At 71.8% G+C, this 17,397-nt stretch carries 13 protein-coding genes; 6 read left to right on the forward strand and 7 right to left on the reverse strand.

The window, feature by feature from the left end; translation table 11 throughout:
* Positions 1–106: 106 nt before the first annotated feature.
* Positions 107–601, forward strand: a complete 495-nt coding sequence (locus ACFYXS_RS04165; protein ID WP_389243647.1) for a hypothetical protein — start codon at positions 107–109, stop codon at positions 599–601.
* 53 nt (positions 602–654) lie between these two features.
* Here the strand turns inward: ACFYXS_RS04165 and ACFYXS_RS04170 are convergent, their stop codons facing one another.
* The 3 genes from ACFYXS_RS04170 to ACFYXS_RS04180 form a co-directional block, all read right to left on the reverse strand.
* Positions 655–1,812: a methyltransferase gene (locus ACFYXS_RS04170; RefSeq protein ID WP_389243649.1), complete on the reverse strand. Its 1,158-nt coding sequence runs from the start codon at positions 1,810–1,812 to the stop codon at positions 655–657.
* 31 nt (positions 1,813–1,843) lie between these two features.
* Positions 1,844–4,171, reverse strand: a complete 2,328-nt coding sequence (locus tag ACFYXS_RS04175; RefSeq protein ID WP_389243651.1) for a SpoIIE family protein phosphatase — start codon at positions 4,169–4,171, stop codon at positions 1,844–1,846.
* A gap of 166 nt (positions 4,172–4,337) precedes the next feature.
* Positions 4,338–4,910 (reverse strand): NADPH-dependent FMN reductase, encoded by a 573-nt coding sequence (locus tag ACFYXS_RS04180; RefSeq protein ID WP_389243653.1) that lies wholly within the window; start codon positions 4,908–4,910, stop codon positions 4,338–4,340.
* A 454-nt stretch (positions 4,911–5,364) separates the two neighbouring features.
* Between ACFYXS_RS04180 and ACFYXS_RS04185 the strand changes: the two genes are divergently transcribed.
* The 4 genes from ACFYXS_RS04185 to ACFYXS_RS04200 all read left to right on the forward strand — a co-directional run bounded on the left by ACFYXS_RS04185 (position 5,365) and on the right by ACFYXS_RS04200 (position 8,511).
* Positions 5,365–6,087 (forward strand): FAD binding domain-containing protein, encoded by a 723-nt coding sequence (locus tag ACFYXS_RS04185; RefSeq protein ID WP_389243655.1) that lies wholly within the window; start codon positions 5,365–5,367, stop codon positions 6,085–6,087.
* Positions 6,088–6,113: 26 nt separating this feature from the next.
* Positions 6,114–6,548 (forward strand): protein phosphatase, encoded by a 435-nt coding sequence (locus tag ACFYXS_RS04190; protein ID WP_389243657.1) that lies wholly within the window; start codon positions 6,114–6,116, stop codon positions 6,546–6,548.
* A 52-nt stretch (positions 6,549–6,600) separates the two neighbouring features.
* Positions 6,601–6,972 carry a YciI family protein gene (locus ACFYXS_RS04195; protein ID WP_389243659.1) on the forward strand — a complete coding sequence of 124 codons (372 nt, stop codon included), beginning with the start codon at positions 6,601–6,603 and terminating at the stop codon, positions 6,970–6,972.
* Between the two features lie 324 nt (positions 6,973–7,296).
* Positions 7,297–8,511 carry a copper resistance D family protein gene (locus tag ACFYXS_RS04200; protein WP_389243661.1) on the forward strand — a complete coding sequence of 405 codons (1,215 nt, stop codon included), beginning with the start codon at positions 7,297–7,299 and terminating at the stop codon, positions 8,509–8,511.
* A 164-nt stretch (positions 8,512–8,675) separates the two neighbouring features.
* Here ACFYXS_RS04200 and ACFYXS_RS04205 read toward each other — a convergent pair whose 3' ends face one another.
* Positions 8,676–9,872: an alpha/beta hydrolase family protein gene (locus tag ACFYXS_RS04205; RefSeq protein WP_389243663.1), complete on the reverse strand. Its 1,197-nt coding sequence runs from the start codon at positions 9,870–9,872 to the stop codon at positions 8,676–8,678.
* Positions 9,873–10,154: 282 nt separating this feature from the next.
* Complete coding sequence (locus tag ACFYXS_RS04210) at positions 10,155–11,459, reverse strand: M14 family zinc carboxypeptidase (protein WP_389243665.1); 1,305 nt, start codon at positions 11,457–11,459, stop codon at positions 10,155–10,157.
* A gap of 239 nt (positions 11,460–11,698) precedes the next feature.
* Here ACFYXS_RS04210 and ACFYXS_RS04215 point away from each other — a divergent pair, with 239 nt between their 5' ends.
* Entirely contained in the window at positions 11,699–12,304 is a 606-nt protein-coding gene (locus ACFYXS_RS04215) for a hypothetical protein (RefSeq protein ID WP_389243667.1), read from the forward strand.
* 672 nt (positions 12,305–12,976) lie between these two features.
* On the opposite strand, the gene ACFYXS_RS04220 is transcribed toward ACFYXS_RS04215, so the two are convergent.
* Both ACFYXS_RS04220 and ACFYXS_RS04225 read right to left on the reverse strand, forming a co-directional pair.
* Positions 12,977–14,242 carry an MFS transporter gene (locus ACFYXS_RS04220; protein ID WP_389243669.1) on the reverse strand — a complete coding sequence of 422 codons (1,266 nt, stop codon included), beginning with the start codon at positions 14,240–14,242 and terminating at the stop codon, positions 12,977–12,979.
* A gap of 105 nt (positions 14,243–14,347) precedes the next feature.
* A complete protein-coding gene (locus tag ACFYXS_RS04225; protein WP_389243671.1) occupies positions 14,348–17,353 on the reverse strand; it encodes a glycoside hydrolase family 2 TIM barrel-domain containing protein in 3,006 nt (1,001 codons plus the stop codon).
* Positions 17,354–17,397: the final 44 nt, after the last annotated feature.

Below are 17,397 nucleotides of genomic sequence, written 5' to 3' on the forward strand. Positions count from 1 at the left end.
GGCCACCGGTCCAGCCGCGCTACGCTGGCCAACACGCCCCGGACCCCGGCCAGTCACGCTGTCCCCTCGTTGTCGTGGCCGGGCAAGGATTTGGTTGGATGCAGCCATGAGCGCAGATGATCACCAGGATTCAGGTCTTTCGAAGAGTGTGTGGAGCGACGCCGACTTCGACGACATGGGGTGGCACTACGCCACCGTGCACGGCCTCCACGTGCAGCAGACCGACGCCGGCCCGCCACGCCTCCTGCTCGACCTCGACTACATCGTCCGCTGGGTCCAGCCCCTCCCGCCGGAGAAGCACTTCACCTTCTGGGTGTCCCCGGCGACGCTGGTCTTCGACGACGTCCAGGACCTCGAAGGGGGTCTCGGCTTCAAGGGCCGCTCGCCCGACCTGGAGATCGACGCCCTGCACCGGCTGACTCCGGAGGACGACCGGAAGGACCTGCCGCACTGGCATGTCGAGGGCCACGCCTTCGACCTGGCGTTCCGGGCGTCCGGCTACCGGCAGTACTTCCGCCGCACGCCCCTGCTGACGTCCCGTTACGCCCTCCCGCCCGCGGACCGCGGCGGCTGCTCGTTCGACGAGGCCGCCTTCGCGTGAGCGGGCGGCGCCCGGCCACCGCCGATCCACCGGGGAACGAGTGGCTGGGGTGCTCAGCTCTTGACGGCCCGCAGGATCACGAACTTCGGGTCGGACGCGACGACTTCGCTGTTGCCGAACAGCCGCCGCAGCCGCACGTGGTAGCCCAGGTGCCGGTTGCCGATGACCAGCAACTCGCCGCCGGGGCGCAGCGCGTCCTTGGCGGTGTGGAACATACGGCGTGCGGTGGTGTCGGTGACCGATTGATGGGAGTGGAACGGAGGGTTGTTGAGCACCAGGTCGGCGCCGCCGGGCGGGACCGCCGTCAGGACGTCCGCGGCGTCACCGACGAGGAACCGGGCCTTGGCCCCGGGCTCCGCGTTGTCGTGGAAGGTGGCCTCGGCGGACGCCACGGCCTGGTGCGACTCGTCGACGAACAGCACGTCGGCGCCGGGGTTGGCGAGCGCCACCGCGGTACCGACCACGCCGTTGCCGCAGCCCAGGTCGATCACGCTGTCGGGTCCGTTCCGGTCCGGCAGGTGCCGGAGCAGGAACCGGGTGCCGATGTCGAGGTGGTCGGCGCAGAAGACCCCCGCGTGGTTGGTGACGGTGCGGCCCGACAGCACGCCGATGTCCTCGGGCAGCGGGTAGCGCAGCGGCCACGGGTTCGCGCCGCGCCGGGCCGCGGGGTCGGGCGTGCTGAAGATCAGCCGGGCCTTGCGGACGGCCAGTGAGGTGCGGGTCGGTCCGACGATCCGTTCGAAGAGCTTCAGCGTCGAGGTGTGGATCTCGGTGACCATGCCCGTGCCCACCACGACGGTCCCGGCGTGCAGCGCGGGGGCGAGCCGGTACAGCTGGTCCTCCAGCAGGGCCAGGCTCTTCGGCACCCTGATCAGCAGGACGTCGATGCGCGCGGGCGGGTCGTCGCGCGTGGTCAGCATCCGCACCCCGTCCTGTGCCTGCGGCGCGTTGCGCCGCAGGTTGGCCCGGGTGGCCTGCTGCCCGAGGTGGGAGTCCGTGATCTGCGTCGGGCGGTGTGCGGCCAGCGCCGTGACCAGCGCACCCCAGCGGTCCCCGAGCACGGTGACCTCGCCCGTCAGGTCCGTTCCGGTCTCGGCCAGGTGCCGCAGCAGGTAGTCGTCCGCGGCGTCCCACGCCCGCAGGGACTCCCGCGGGTCCGCCGGGAAGCGTGTCAGTTCGAGTGCGCCCGACGGCGTGCTGAAGAGGTTCATCGCCTCCTCAGCGTACGGGCCGCGGGTACCGTCACCCGCCCGTGGGCCCCGCGGCCGGCGTGGACCGCCCGGTCGGCTGCTCCGCCCAGACGGTCTTTCCCCGCGCGTGGTGGCGGGTGCCCCACTGGTCGGCGAGGCTCGCGACGATGAACAGCCCGCGGCCCGTCTCGTCGATGGTGCGGGCGTGCTTCACCCGGGGCGAGCTGGGCGCGCCGTCGCTGACCTCGCAGGTCAGCATCCGGTCCAGGATCAGGCGCAGACGCAGCGGCGGAGCGCCGTGGCGGACCGCGTTGCCCACGAACTCGCTCACGATGAGCTCGGTGGTGAACGCCGTCTCCTCGTCCAGGCCCCACAGCTCCATCTGCCGCTGCGTCGCCGCGCGGGCGACCGGCGCGGCCTCGGCGTCCGCGGGCAGCGGGAGGGTCAGCACCCGTTCCGCGGGCAGCGCCTTCGTACGGGCGAGCAGCATCAGCGTCTCGCCGGGGAGGTGGCCGTCCGCGGCCGCCGACGCGATGGTGTCGCGCAGGTCGGACAGCGGCCGTGCGGGGGCGCGGTCCAGGAGCGGGCGCAGTCGGCCGGCCGGTGCCAGGACCTGGTCCACGAGCCCGCCCGTCGCCATGGCCAGGGTGCTGCCCTGGGGGAGGCTGACGGTGGTCGCCGGGAACGGGGCCCTGCCGGATCCGGTGAGCATCGGGCCCGGAGGGACGGACAGGCCGGCCGAGGTGCCGTCGGGCAGGACCGCGAGGAGTTCCGGCAGGCCGGCGCGGGCGACGGTGCAGGTGAGGTCCACCGGGTCGTAGATCGCGATGACGCAGCCGGCGGTGACGGGGCCGTGGTGCATGGGGTCCATGGGAGGCAGCGCGGCGTCGGCGGCGGAGAGCCGGGACGCGGTGTCGCTCAGGCGGGCCAGCAACTCGTCGGGCTGGAGGTCCAGGGCGGCGAGTGTGTGAACCGCCGTGCGCAGCAGCCCCATCATGATGGGCGTCGTGATGCCCTGCCCGGTCACGTCGCCGACGATCAGCGCGGTCCGGGCGCCGGGCAGCGGGATCGCGTCGAACCACGCGCCGGCGTCCTCCGGATCGGGAAGGTGCAGCGGGGAGATCTCCAGCGTGGCCGGTGCGACGGGTTGCCGGGGAAGGAGCCTGTGCTGGACGGTCGAGGCGATGATCCACTCGCGCATGTACTGGCGGGCGTTGTCGATGCACAGCGCGGCGTGCGCGCACACGGCGGACGCCACCGTGATGTCGTCCTCCTCGAAGGGGTCTTCGTGCCCTTGGCGGTAGAAGCTGACCACGCCGAGAGCCTGGCCGTGCAACTCCAGCGGCGCCACGATGAGTGAGTGGGCGAGGGACCGCCGGATGGCATCGCCCCGGTCCGCGTCGGCGTCCAGCCAGGAGCTGTCCTCGTCGATCGGGACGAGGCGCGGGCGCATGTCCGACAGGACGTGGGAGAACGGCGTGCCGGCCGGCAGGGAGCGCACGTCCCCGACCGGGTGAGCCGAGATGAGACCCTTGAAGGCCGCCCGGCGCAGGGGAATGTCCTCGCGGACGGGGATCGGGGGCGGTTCCTCTCCGCGGACGACGTCGTCGATCACCTCGATGACCGCGATGCCCGCGAAGGCGGGCACCAGGGCCTCGACCACCTCCCAGCAGACGGCGGGCACGCTCAGGCGGTGCCCGACCCGGGTGCGGAACGTCTCCAGGAAGGCGAGGCGATTCTGCGCGTTCTCCCGCTCCGTGACGTCGACCGCCGATGCCACCAGGCCCAGCACCTCGCCGTCGGCGCCCTCCAGCCGGAAGTAGGAGACGGAGTGGATGGGCCGCCGGGAGCCGCGCGACGGTCTGGCGCCGCGCACGAGCCGGTCCACCACGGGCTCCCCGCCGTCCAGCACTCCTTGCGCCACGACGGTCTCGTCACCGGGGGCCTCGAAGGAGCACACGTCGGTGAAATGCCTGCCCACCACGAGCTCCTCGGGCACGGGACGCGGTCCGCGACCGGCGGCGCTCGCGCGCACCACGCACAGCCGGACGTCGAGGACGTGCAGCGCCACCGGTGCGTGCGTGAACAGGGCCTTCAGGACCGCCGCGTCCTGCGCCGGGCCGGCGTCGCCCGCCGAGAACACCTGCCAGGCGACGGACGTGCCGCGCAGCACCGGCTTGACCAGCACCCCGGGCGTGTTCGCGAGCCCTTCGTGCCGCGGCCCTTCGGCGCCGCGCCCGGGGACCGCGTCCACGAGCGCCGTCACGGACCGCCCGACGGCCTCCTCGGCGGACCGTCCGAACCGTTCCTCTGCTGCGGGCCCCCACTCGACCACCCGGCCACCCTCGTCGACGAGGGCGAGCACGTCACCGCTGGGCATCCGAAAGCACCTCCGCCCCCATGCCTGCCCCGCCCCTCCCGGCGGCAGGCCCGCCCGCCCGACAGCTACACCGATCGGCTCAGCCCCGCTCCCACCAGGGCGAAGCGCGGCGGCAGGGGACCACGGGGCGCTGCCCGTGGTCCCCTGCCGGTTCCGCGCGGTGGTGTCAGCGGTCGTGCCGGCCGGCGCGCAGCGGGGCGAGGGCGTTGGCCCACCTGACGACCTGGTCGAAGGTGGTGGCCAGGGTGTCACGCTGCCCGTCGGCGGGCTTGAAGGTGCTGAAGTTCTCGAAGTCGGTGAAGAGCGAGAGGGCGACCTGCGAGCGCACGTCGGCCATCTGCAGCTCACCGGCGATCAGGCGCAGGTGCTCCACGGCACGGGTGCCGCCGGTCGAGCCGTAGCTGACAAAGCCGACGGCCTTGTCGACCCACTCGGCGTGCAGGAAGTCGATGGCGTTCTTGAGCGCGCCGGGCACGGAGTGGTTGTACTCGGGAGTGACGATGACGAAGCCGTCGAAGGACGCGATCTTCTGCGCCCAGGCGTGGGTGTGCGGCTGGGAGTACTGGCCCATCGCCGCCGGGTACGCCTCGTCGAGCAGCGGCAGCTTGTAGTCCACCAGGTCCACGAGCTCGAACTCGGCGTCGGTGCGCCGGGACGCGATCTCGTAGGCCCAGCGGGCCACGGCCTCGCCGTTGCGGCCGGGGCGGGTGCTGCCGAGGATGATGCCGATCCTGGTCATGGGCGTCCCTGTTTCCTTCGTCTTGAACAGCTTGAACATGTACTTGCCTCGTCAAAGATATGCTTGCGAAAGGAAAGTACGGCCATTTTGCTTGACACGTCAAGCATGAGCGTGGCTCGGACAGTGAGACGCCGGTCACGGCGGGTCTCCGGGGTTCCCGGGGGTGATCACTGGGGTGCACGGCGCGGTGCACCAGGTCCATCGCGCGGCCCTCTGTGGTGACTGCGCCGAGCCCCTTACGGCCCGGTCCCGTCGTCGGGCTGGCCGACCACCAACGGCGCCCCCGCGCAGAGGAGTTATGACCGGACTCCCATCGCGGGCCTGCACCGGGCGGCTCAACTCCCGTGCCCTGTACGTGCTCCGGCATGTCGGGGGAGAATGCGCACCGAGGCGATCGGACGGGCGAGACGATCTCCTTGCACCGCCGGCTCTCCAGGAAAGCAGGTCGACTGCCGTGCTCTTGCATCTGCCCACCTCTGTGTCCGAGGCCCAGGAGTGCATGGCCCGGGAGGCGGTGCCCATCGGCGGGGCGACGCTCGTGTGGGCCGGCTGGCAGCGGGACGGCTTCCCCGAACACGCCATGTCACTAAGGGAGTTGCCCGAGGCCAACACCATCGGGCGGGAGGCACTGGGCGCGGCGGTGGTGCTGCACCGGATCGACGACCGCGTGCCGGAGGCACTGCGACGGGCGGCCGCGAGCGTCGGCACGGGAGCGGTTCGCCGCACCGCCACTGTCGGCGGCAATCTCATCGGCAGCGCCCTGCGCTGCCTCCTGCCCGCCGCACTCGTCCTCGATGCCCGCGCCGTCACCCTGGAACCGGACGGGACCTACGAGACCGACCTGTCCGACGCCGTCGCCAAGCGCCACCTGCTGCTCGGCATCCGCTGGCGCGAACCGATCGCCAGCGGTTACCACAAGCAGCCCGCCGAAGCGGGCGGGCCGCCACCCCTCGTCGTGGCCACCGCGGCGCACGCCGACGCCGCCGGGCGAACCCACCTCCGTATCGCCGTCCGCGACGGCTACGACGTCCTCACCGCGACCACCCCGTGCGACACAGACGCCGAACGGGCCCTCCGCGCACTGGAACCCACCGAGGTCGGCTCACTGCCCCCGGCGGCCCGGGACGCCGTCCGCCGACAGGTCTCCGACATCGTCACCCGGCTCGCCGACGGCTGAGGTCGCGACGCCGCTACCGTGCGCACGTGACGGAGAACTGGAGCCCGACCTGCGGCGGGGTCATGAGGTTTCCCTCCGGCGTGCTGGTGCGGGGCCGGGGGCTGCGTCGTCCGTTGCCGTCCGGGCCGGCGCCGGAGTTCGCCGTCCACCTGCTCGGCAGGCGGCCTCCGCCGACCGAATGGGACGCGCGGTGGGTGCGCTGGCCCGACTTCTGGCTGCCCCGGGACCCGGGGGAAGCGCGGGAGGTCCTGCGGGAGGCCCTGACCAGGGCGGCATACGAACGCGTCGAGATCGCCTGCGGCGGTGGGTACGGCCGGACGGGGACCGCCCTGGCGTGCATGGCGGTGCTCGACGGAGTGCCGGCCGGTCGGGCCGTGGCGTACGTCCGTCGGCACTACGACCGCCGCGCGGTGGAGACACCCTGGCAACGCCGGTTCGTACGGCGGTTCCAGGACCTGTGACGGGCCGTCCCCCGTCTGGTGCGACGACTGCGTGCGGTGTCAGGGTGATGGCATGAAGTACATGGTGCTGATGTACGCCGATCCCGCGGCGACCGAAGCGATGTCGGCGGCGCAGCGTGCCGAGGTCTTCCGCCGGCACGAGGCGCTCCACCAGGACCTGGCGGGCTCCGGCGAGATGCTGAACGGAGCCGGGCTGGCCTACCCGAAGGACACCACGACCATCCGGTGGCGAGGGGACGGCTCGGTGTCGGCCACGACGGACGGGCCGTTCGCGGAAGCGGCAGAACAGCTGACCGCCTACTACGTGATCGAGTGCGCGAGCCCGGAGCGGGCGCGGGAGATCGCCGAGCGGGTCGTGGACTTCCATGTGGTGGCCGTCGAAGTACGTGCTGTCCATGACTCGTTCGGCATGGACGCGGGCTGAACCAATCTGGCGTGATCATCGAGAACGCTTTACTCGCGCTTGGTGATGTCCGGAAAGGGTCACCCGGCCCGACTGGCCCTGGTCCGGCTTTCCCGGGGTGATCGCGGCGATATTGCCCTCGGTCGCTTCACGAAAGGTGGAGGCGGTCAACGCCTGTCCGCCCGGCGGTGGTTCGCGCCCGGGGGCGTCCGCGGCTCACGCCGGCAAGCCTGAGCCGCATTGACGGAGTAGTTAGGTGTGCCTAACCTAAGCTCCTCTGGATTTCTCCTTCCCCATGCCCGAGGGTGATCAGTCATGCCGCCGTCCCATCACATGCCTTTCCCCATGCTGTTTTCCGCGGCCCCCGCGCCATCGACCCCGCTCGGCCCGTTCGCCGACAGCGCTGTCGCGTGGTCGGCCTGGGTGACCCTGATGGGATTCGTCGGCGTGACGGCCCTGGCCCTGGTGGCCGCGGGGCCCGCGGCCGGGCGGATCAGTGCCGAGGCGCTTTCCGCGGTGACCGTCCGGCTCGCCCGTGCGGCGGTCGTGCTGGGAGTTCTGGCCGTGCCCGCGGTGCTCACCGGCCTCGCCCACTCCGGGGACGACGGCGGATACGACTACGGCGCGGCGTGGAACTCGCTCTACGACGGCAGCAACGCCGGCCGCCTGTCAGGGCTTGAGGTGACCCTCGTCCTGGTCGGCGCCGTCCTGGTCGCGCCGCTGGCCTTCCGCAAGGGCGTGTCCGGCTCCGCACGGCGCCTGCTGCTCGCGGCCGGGCTCGGCGCGGGGGCCGTCGCGCTCGGCACCACCAAGTTCCCGGACGAGGTCCCCGACGACTGGGGCCGCACCATATTCGAGACCGTCATGTGGATGCTCCACCTGTTCGGCGGGTCCGTCTGGTTGGGCGGCGTGGCCGGTCTGGCACTGCTCGCCCTCCCGGGCGCGGTCGCACCCGCCGACCGCGGCGCCTTCTGGTCCCCGGCGATCCGCCGGTTCTCGTCCGCCGCCATGCTCTGCGTCGCCGCGATCACCCTGTCCGGGCTGTTCCTGTACTGGGAGCACGTCGACGGTCCGTCGCAGCTGTTCAGCACGATGTACGGGCGCGTGCTGGGCGTGAAGATCCTCATCTTCGGCACGCTGCTGCTGCTCGGCGTCTTCAACCAGTTCTGGCTGCACCCGCGGATCGACGCCCTGCGGGCCGCCGGTGACGAGCGCCCGCTGCGCACGCTCCTGGTACGGGAGTTCCCCGTCGTGATCACCCTCGAGACGCTGCTCGCGATGGCACTGCTCTTCGTGGCGCCCTTCCTCCACGGCTCCGCCCGCAACCAGGCCTTCCAGGCCGACGCGGCCGCGCACTCCGCGGTCCCCCTGGCCATGGACGACCTGCCCAAGCTCCCGCCCAAGGAGGCCACCGCGTCCACCTGGGTGCTGGGCGCCACCGAGACCGTCGCGGTCGTCGCCCTCATGATCGCCGGCTACTGGTTCTCGGGGATGCTCGCCCGCCGTCGTGCCGTTGCCGCCTCCGGCGCCGTGCCGGCCGGCGAACTCGTCGAGGCGTGACGCCGCGCTGAACGACACGGAAGCACCTGCCCGATGGAGAACTGAGGATTGCGAACTCGCAGGTTTCCGAGCCGGGCAGGTGCTCCGCGGTCGATACGTCCGCTGTATGCGTTTCGTCGGCGCGTCCCGCCGGTGCGTCCGGTGGTGACGTCCGGCCGCAACGGCTAGCGGAGTGTCCTGGCCAGGTAGTTGAAGACCGTCTGGTGGAGCAGGAACATCGCCCCTTCGTGGCAGTGCTGACCCGCGCCGTCCGCGTCGCGCATCACGACGTGCTCGTGCGGGGCGCGCAACTCCGCGGCGACCTTGTCCGCCTGACCGGCGAAGACTTTGTCGTCCTCGCCCTCGAGGATCAGGACGGGTGTCCGGATCTCGTGGATGTCGTCCGTGCTCAGCGTGTAATCGGCGGTGCTGCGGACGTACTCGGCGAAGTTCTCGACCCCGTTCACCCAGACACCGTTCTGCAGGCCCCAGCGGGCGTTGGTGTCGTCCTTGATCATCGCCTCGAGCCGCGGGATCGCCTCGGCGTCCTTCCCCTCCTCGATGAGCTTCAAGGTGGCCTCGGGGATCGGGGGGTACGACGCGTAGAAGGTCGTCATGCCGTCGTTGCACACGATCGCCGCCGACCGGTGGTCCTTGGCCGCGTACCGCGCCACGAGGTAGCCGCCGAGGCTGTAGCCGAAGTGCACGATCCTGTCGTCGTCGATCTCGGGCACGGTCAGGGCGTAGTCGACCACCGGGCCGAGCACATGCTCCCAGTCCGGCCGGTACGGCACGTTCTTCTCGCGGATCATCCAGCCCTGGCCCGGGCCGTCGTAGGCAAGGAAGTTGTAGCCGCGGCGCAGCGCCGCCGCGCCGATGACGAAGTAGCCCTCCTCGCGGGTGGAGTCGAAGCCGTTGGTGTAGACGACGGTCGGCCGGGGCTCCCCGCTGTCGTCGACCAGGAACAGGTAGCCGGGCATCTCGGTGTCCTGGTACGGGATGGCCACTTCGTGGAAGGGCCCGTCCAGCAGGGCGCCCGCCTTGACGAGGTAGTCCTTGGACAGCCGCGACAGTTCCAGGACCTGGGGATCGTGCAGGGGATCCTTGCGCCGGTAGAACTCGGCCGAGCGGTAGTAGCTCGACGCGCGCAGGAACGCCTCGCGCGCGCTGACCGGGTCGCCCACGTCCAGTGAGATCTCGCCGCGCTCGGCGGTGCGTTCGGCGGTGGCCCTCCAGGCCGCCGTCCAGGCGTCCTCGTCACCCTCGGGAATCTGGGCCGTGGTGACGAGGACCTCACCGATGTCGGCTCCGGCGTCCCCGGCGAACCCGGCGGCACGCAGCGTCTCGAACATGAAGGCTTCGTCCTTGAAAATGAACGCCATGCTCCCGTTCCTCCCTCGGGCGGGCATTGAAGGCCGATCGGCGTCGTCAGCGCTCGCGACGCGGTCGTGACCATCGAGGGAGGCGCCGCGGCGGCGCGCCCCCGGAAAATTCGACTCAATTTGGAGTGAATTCGACTGAAATCGACCTCGCCGTCAAAACCCTATCCCGCACGTATGGCGCCCGCACCCGGGCAACGGGCGAGCACAGTGCGTCAATTTCCCTTCGGTCTCATGGTCCCCTCCCGTACCAGTGGCCCCAGGGGTGTCGGGCGTGCCCGCAGGTCAGGGGCCGACAGCGGCCGCTGTGAGGGCGGCGGCGGTCTGCAGGCCGACGACGGCGTGCAGTGGGTACGGGGCGGGTGCGGTGGCCTGCAGATCCTTGATCCAGTCCTCGAACACCTCGGCCGGCACGGTGCGTTCGACTCCCGGGCGAGAGCTCGCGGGCAGGCTCGCGGTGGCGCGCAGCAGCATGCCGGCGGCACGCAGGGGGAAGCATGCCGCGCCGTCCGCCGCGGCCGCGTACTGGTCGCGGGTGACCGGCCCCGCGGCCATGGTGTGCCACAGTGCCGCGCACGAGGCGGCGGACCTCAGGGTGTCGGCGGCGGCGTCGGTGAACACCTCGGCGTCGCCGGGCAGGTGGGGGAGCACGCGGTCCAGGAACTCCTGGAGGAGTCGGCAGCGCTCGTGCAGCAAGGCGGCGGTCTGCCGCATCAGCTCCGGGTGGCCGGTGGCGCACGGGCCGCTGGACGGGGCGGTCAGGGCGCGGGCCGGCCACAGCGGTACCTCGGGCATGACACCGATCGCACCCGGCGGGAGGTGGTGCAGACTGCTCGCACCATGGGAGGGCCCGTCGGCGCCGGGCCGTGTGACGACGAGCTCGCCGACCGGCGGCATGACATGCACGCCGGGGCCGTCCTTCGCCCAGCCGAGGGTGTCGATCCCTTCGCGGCCCAGCGGGATCCGGTGCCGGGCGGCGGCGTCGCGCAACGCCCCGGACAGGGTCGGGTGCGGGCGGTTCACCACGAAGAACGCGCCGCCGAAGTCCGCGTTGTGCAGGTCGACGTAGACCTCGGGCCGTACCGCGGTCAGCAGTTCGTGCAGGATCGTCGTCTCCGGCAGGGGACGGGAGAAGCCGGGCGCGGGGAACGTCCACTCCGGCTGCGCCGCCAGCGGCGGCCGGTAGAAGTGCCGGTGGTAGGCGCCGAGGTCCAACGGCATTCCGGTCCACGGGTTCAGGGCGGCACCGTCCGGGTCGATGCAGCTCACCAGGTGCCAGGTGCAGCCGATGTCGCCGGTCCACGCGCTGGTGCGGGTGAGGAGGCGGGCCAGCACCAGGACGGTCAGGTGGCCGGCGGGCTCGTTGGGGTGCGGGCCACCGACGACCACCACGTGCCGGGGGCCGCCGGGGACGGTCAGCGTCGTCACGGGTCGGCCGCCGCGCGAGACGCCGAGCCGCTCCAGCCGGCACCGGGGATGGGCGTCGGCGATGCGGGCGAACTCGCGGTCGACGTCCCCCGGCGACGGGAACGTGTGCCGCGCGGCCCACGGCGCGAGCTCGATCTCCTCCGGTCCCGGCAGCGCTCCCATGCGGTCGCTCCTCCTCCAGTGGTATGTCGGGGCCGATATTCGGCCGGGCGAAATTCCTGTGCGAGAAGAATAGGGAGCGGATCATTTCCGCCGCGCATGAAACCGACCGCAGAGTCCTGCGGTCCGGGGCCCGGGTCCGCTGTCGCCGTGGGCTCGCGTCGATCCGGTCGGTAAGCTCCGCCGTGGGGCGCGGCCGTCGGCCGTGCCCGCTCACTCCCAGCGCAGCACAAAAGAGAGCCGTGAAGAAGGTCGTACGTTTCGTTCTGCTCCACTCGACGGTGTATGCCGCCGTTCATGCCCTGCTCATCACGGTGCTCATCATCTGCTTCACCGCCGCGACCGAGGGCTCCATGGGACGGTCCCCGGGGGACGACCTGATGGCGGCGGGCCTGGCCTTCGGCATCATCTTCGCCGGATTGCTCCTGCTCCACGTGGGCGCCGGATTCCTCGTCCAGGTCCGGCGGGTGCGCGATCTCGGTTACGCGGTGACGCCGGGGAACGTCTCACCGCGCCAGGTGCGGACCGTGTCGGTCCGGGGCGGGAGCGCCGGCACGATCGGAGCCGCACACAAGATCATCGAAGGGCTCGGAGGTGTGCGCTTCCTCGCGGAGTTCCCCGAATCGGGGCGGGTCTCAGCAGTGCGCAAGGCACCCGATGGAGAGGGCTATGCGCAGGTGATAAGGGTCACCGTCCGTTCGGCCGGCCCATTGTCGACGGTCGAAGTGCGAAGCCGTCCCCGCTTTCATGGCGCGCCCGTGGATCGCGCGCAGAACCTCGCCAATGTCGAGGAAATCACGAAGCTTCTCGAACAACCGAACAGCCGTGAGGCCTCGCGCCGAGGGTGACCACGACCGGTGGGTGACGATCGTGAATCTGGACGCGGCTCTTTCGGGACGGCGGCCGGTGCGACCCGGCGCTCGGCGTGGGCGGGGCTTCAGCCAGTGAGACCCCGCCGGGACCAGGACTTGACCGGCCGAAGGCTCGCACAGCAGAGTGACCACGGAAACGACCACTCCGAAAGAAGAGCCATGCCCCGCAAGACGGCGGCTGCTCTGCGTCTGGACGCCATCTGCCAGTCCCGCCTTCGGGACCACCGGCGTCGGCCATCACAGTTCTCACCGCACACGCGCCGCGAGGCCGTCCGTTGTGAAGCCGAACGGGGCCTTCATGGCCGGGACCTCGAAGCCGCCATCGAGCGCTGGCAAACCTTCGCGCGCCGTCCGCGCCGGCCAGCATGCGGCCCAGCACCACTTGTGCGGGCGTGAACCCCTCCAGCCCGACCTTGATGACCAGGAAGCTCGCACCCCAGGTCAGCGCCAGCAGAAGGAACCGGCCGAGGACCGCGTGGGAGCCTCCTGCCTTGGGCCGGGTCATCCATCCTCCTGTGTCGCAGGGCGCGTTCGTCCTCCCGGCAGGCCGCGGCGCGCCGACGTCACAGCCTCACAGGCCGGTCAGCGCACTGCCGGCGGCATTCCGACATCACGTTCGGGGCGCCGACGGTCAGGCACCGACGCGGCCTACGGGACAGGGCTCAGGCCGTCTCGGGCAGCGCTCGTGAGGCGGGTGCGCTGCGCCCAAGCGGCCACCGCGGGCCCCGCCGCCCCCAGGGCGGCGAAGAACACGCCGAGCAGCAGCCAGCCCGCGTGCCCGAGTCCGAGGACCGCCGTCGTCAGGACGACCGGGGCCAGGGCCTGTCCCGCGTCGAAGCCGATGCCGAAGAGGCCCTGGTACTGGCCCTGGGCGTGGTCGGGGGCGAGACCGAAGCCGAGCGCGTATCCGGCGGAGGACTCCCACACCTCTCCGAGACTGTGCACGCAGACGGCGAGGACGGCCAGTCCTGGCGCGATCCGGACCGGGACGTCCGCGGTCAGGGCCATCAAGGGGCAACTGACCAGGAAGAGCAGCCCGGCGAGGCGGAACGCCCGGCCTCCCTGGCGCGGTGACTCCACCCGGGAGCCGATCCTGCTCTGGAGCAGCGCGCACACCCCGCTGTTGACCGCGTAGACCGCCGCCACGGTCCAGCGGGGCGCGTCGGTGTGGGCGGAGAGCCAGATCGGCAGCAGCAGGGAGACCGTCTGGTACTGCAGGCCCATCGCGCCGTAGAGCGCGACGAAGGACACGAACGGCCGGTCGGACAGGACGGCCCAGCGATGGTGCTCCTCGGGCCGGGGCAGGGGGCGGTAGTTCGGGACGCCGGCCAGGGCGATCAGGGCGGCGCAGGCGAAGCTGGCGGCGTTGGCGAGGATGAGCGCGGTGTAGGCGGTGCGGGTGTCGGCCGAGACGGCGAAGGCGGCGCCGAGGGTGCCCAGGACCACGCCGAGGTTGACGAAGGTGCGGAGTCTCGCCCTGAACGCGGCCGGGCGTTCCCCGCCGGTCCGGGCGATGAGCGCACCGCCCGCGGCACCGCTCCCCGTCGCCGCCAGCCGGTCCAGGGTGGCGACGAGCGTGAACGTGACCCAGCTGTGGATGAGGACGAAGGCGGCCATCGTGGCGGCCTGCATCGTGAGGGTGGTCAGCCAGACCGTACGCGGTCCGTAGCGGTCGGCCAGGTTTCCCGCCGGGATCCCGGCCAGCAGCCCGGTCAGCCCGGCGATCGTGAGGCCGGCCCCGACCTGTGCGGCGGGCAGGCGCACGACCAGCGTGAAGTAGAGCACCGCGGCGGTGTTGAACAGTCCGTTGCCCACCCGGCTGACGAAGCTCGCGACGATGAGCGCGCGTTGCGGACCGGGACCGTTCGGCACCAGCAAGCCGGATATCCGCAGCTTGGTGTGGACGCCGATCATGCGGACCAGGCTAACAGCGCCCCCACCCGCGTCTTTTGGGGGGCGCGTCGTGGAACGACACGGGGCGCCCGCTTCGCGCGGGCGCCCCGTGTCGTCCAGGCTCGGTCACGCACCTGCCGCGATGCGCAACCTGATCGTGCGGGATTCGGGCCGGAGCGCGAACTCCGGCCATACGTCCGGTCCGCAGGCCCGTGAACCCAGGCCGTGCTGTGCGGCGTCGACGAAGAGGTGACTGGTCGTCGAATCCGGCAGCTCGAAGGGGTGCGCGGCCCGTGCGATCTGCTGCGGGGTGTGCCGGCTGAGCGTGAAGCCGGGCCGGCGGCCGCGCGCGTCCGGGACCGCGGTGATACGCAGTACCCCGGTGCCGCCGCTCGACAGCGTCAGCTCCCGCACCTGGGAACGGTGTCCCGTCTCCTGGGGCCGCGCGTAGTCGACCGCCAGGTCGCGGACGGTGGAGGAGAAGCGTCCGGTGCGTGCCGCGCGCATGCTGTCGGGGTAGGACTCCAGGGGACCGAGACCGAACCAGTCGGCCCCGTCGACGGGAGCCGTGCCGTCGGGCAGGTCGAGACGGATCCCGATCCGCGGCCACACCGTCGACCAGCCGCGGGAGGGCTCGATCTCCACGCGCAGGTCGAGCTCGCCGTCCTCGACCGTCCAGACGGACTCCACCGTCACCGACAGGGCGGAGTCCGCCGCGGAGACCGCGGCGACGGTGCGCAGCGCCCCGTCGGCGTGCTCCACGGACACCAGCCGCGAGGTCAGCCGGTCGAGACCGTCGCGACGCCACAGCGCGGCGTGCGAGATCTCGGCGACACCGCTGTCGCTCTCCTCGTTCTCCCCTGAGGTGCCCTCGTCGTTGTCGGTGGGGGCACGGAACAGCTCCAGCCGCGGGCCCGCCACCGCGCGGCCCGCGAGGCGTACCAGGGACCCGCGCTCGAACTCCGCGATGCCCAGCGTCAGCGTGCCGTCACCCGGCCGCCAGTCGGCCCGCGGCCGGACGGCGGGCGCGGGACGCGGTGCCGAACGGTCCAGCTGGGCGGTCGCGATGACGTGCCCCTCGGGCGCCCAGTCGGTCTTGGCCGCCAGTTCCGCGTCGAGGGTGAGCCAGGTCTCCGCGTCCCGCGCCACCGCGATGGCCGGCAGCGGCACACGCGCCGACTCGCCCGCCGCGACGACCGGCACGTCCAACTCCCCGGAGTCCACGAGCGTCCCGTCGTGCTCGACGCGCCAGCGGAATCGCAGGTCGGAGGTGTCGGCGGAGTGCCGCAGATTGGTGATCGCGACGTGGTCGCTGCCGAGCAGGTCGAAGCTCTCCAGCCCGCCGAAGGTGAAGCGCACCGGCTGCACGACGGCCTTGAACTCGTGGAGGCCGGGCGTCGGGACGTCGTCGCTGAGCAGCATGCCGTCCATGACGAAGTTGCCGTCGTGCACGACCTCGCCGAAGTCGCCGCCGTACGCGTAGTAGGGCGTACCGTCCGGGGTCCTCGTCAGGACGCCGTGGTCGCGCCACTCCCAGACGAAGCCGCCGTGCAGCCGCGGGTGCCGGTGCACCAGCTCCTCGTACTGGTCGAGCGCGCCCGGCCCGTTGCCCATCGCGTGGGCGTACTCGCAGAGCAGGAACGGCTTGGTGCGCTGCCGGGCGCCCTGCGCGGGCGTGCAGTTGAGGAGGGGGGTGTGGGAACCGTCGGTGCCGATCTGTTCGGCCTCGGGCACCGAGGCGTACATGCGCGAGTAGACGTCGGTGTACTCGCCGGCGTGGTCGCCCTCGTAGTGCACGGGCCGCTCGGGGTCGCGGGCGTGGACCCACGCGGACATCGCGGCGAGGTTGGAGCCGGTCCCCGCCTCGTTGCCGAGCGACCACATGACGATGCTGGGGTGGTTCTTGTCCCGTTCGACGGTGCGCTCGATGCGGTCGAGGTAGGCGGCACGCCACTCCGGGTCGTCACTGGGGTTGCCCACCCAGCCGAGCTTGTCGAAGCCGTGGGTCTCCAGGTCGCACTCGAGGACGACCCAGAAGCCGAGTTCGTCGGCGAGGTCGAGCAGCCGCGGGTGCGGCGGGTAGTGGCTGGTGCGGATCGCGTTCACGTTGAACCGCTTCATGCGCGCCAGGTCCTCGCGGGCGTGGGCCTCGTCGAAGACGCGGCCGCGCTCGGGGTGGGTCTCGTGGCGGTTCATCCCGTGGAAGACGACGCGGCGGCCGTTGACCAGGAACCGGTCGCCGCGGATCTCGACGGTGCGGAAGCCCACGCGCAGGGCGATGCTCTCCGCGGCCGTCGACACGGTCACGTCGTACAGGCGCGGCTGCTCGGCCGTCCAGGGCTCCACGTCGTCGATGCCGAACGGGGCGACGTCGGCCGCCGAGGCCCAGACCTTCTCGATGCCGAGTTCGGGGACGCGCAGGGTGACCGGGAACGCCGCCGCCCCGGCGGTGATCTCGGCCTCGACCCGTCCACGTCCGCCGTCGAACCCGGTGCGCAGCCACACGTCCTCGATGCCGCCGGCCGGGCGGGCGAGGACCGTGACGTCACGGAAGATGCCGGGCAGCCACCACTGGTCCTGGTCCTCGACGTAGCTGGCGGCCGACCACTGGTGCACGCGCACGGCGACGACGTTGTCGCCCGGGCGCACGGACGAGGTCACGTCGAATTCGTGGGCCAGGCGGCTGCCGCTCGCGCCACCGATCTCGTGGCCGTTCACCCACACCTTGAAGAGCGACTCGACACCGTCGAAACGCAGGACGACGCGCTCGGCCCGCGACCAGTCGGCGGGCACGTCGAAGTGGCGGCGGTAGTCGCCGGTGGGGTTCTCGTCCGGGACGTGCGGCGGGTCGATCGGGAAGGGGTACTGCACGTTGGTGTAGATCGGCCGGCCGTGGGCGCCGTCGTCCTGGAGCACCCAGTGCGAGGGCACCGGGATGTCGTCCCAGGCGCCGTCGTCGAAGCCTTCGGCCGCGAAGTCCTCTGCCGCCGGCGCCGTCGGCGACAGGTGGAAACGCCAGTTCCCGTTCAGCGAGAGAGAGGGGGCGTCGGAATGCAGCCACGAGCGCGCCGGGCGCAGCGGTCCACGCCCTGGTGCGGTGTCCGTGACGTACGCGGAAATGGGGGAGGGCACGAGGTCACAACTCTTTCTTGCTCACGGAACGATCCGGACGCCGG

Origin of the sequence: Streptomyces sp. NPDC002574, from assembly GCF_042889545.1 — a bacterium.
Classification (GTDB): domain Bacteria; phylum Actinomycetota; class Actinomycetes; order Streptomycetales; family Streptomycetaceae; genus Actinacidiphila.

Bases quoted from the DNA above. Each gene is read 5' to 3' on its own strand.
- ACFYXS_RS04165 (WP_389243647.1), top strand. From the start codon at position 107: ATGAGCGCAGATGATCACCAGGATTCAGGTCTTTCGAAGAGTGTGTGG.
- ACFYXS_RS04170 (WP_389243649.1), bottom strand. From the start codon at position 1,812: ATGAACCTCTTCAGCACGCCGTCGGGCGCACTCGAACTGACACGCTTC.
- ACFYXS_RS04220 (WP_389243669.1), bottom strand. From the start codon at position 14,242: ATGATCGGCGTCCACACCAAGCTGCGGATATCCGGCTTGCTGGTGCCG.
- ACFYXS_RS04175 (WP_389243651.1), bottom strand. From the start codon at position 4,171: ATGCCCAGCGGTGACGTGCTCGCCCTCGTCGACGAGGGTGGCCGGGTG.
- ACFYXS_RS04210 (WP_389243665.1), bottom strand. From the start codon at position 11,459: ATGGGAGCGCTGCCGGGACCGGAGGAGATCGAGCTCGCGCCGTGGGCC.
- ACFYXS_RS04200 (WP_389243661.1), top strand. From the start codon at position 7,297: ATGCTGTTTTCCGCGGCCCCCGCGCCATCGACCCCGCTCGGCCCGTTC.
- ACFYXS_RS04195 (WP_389243659.1), top strand. From the start codon at position 6,601: ATGAAGTACATGGTGCTGATGTACGCCGATCCCGCGGCGACCGAAGCG.
- ACFYXS_RS04180 (WP_389243653.1), bottom strand. From the start codon at position 4,910: ATGACCAGGATCGGCATCATCCTCGGCAGCACCCGCCCCGGCCGCAAC.
- ACFYXS_RS04205 (WP_389243663.1), bottom strand. From the start codon at position 9,872: ATGGCGTTCATTTTCAAGGACGAAGCCTTCATGTTCGAGACGCTGCGT.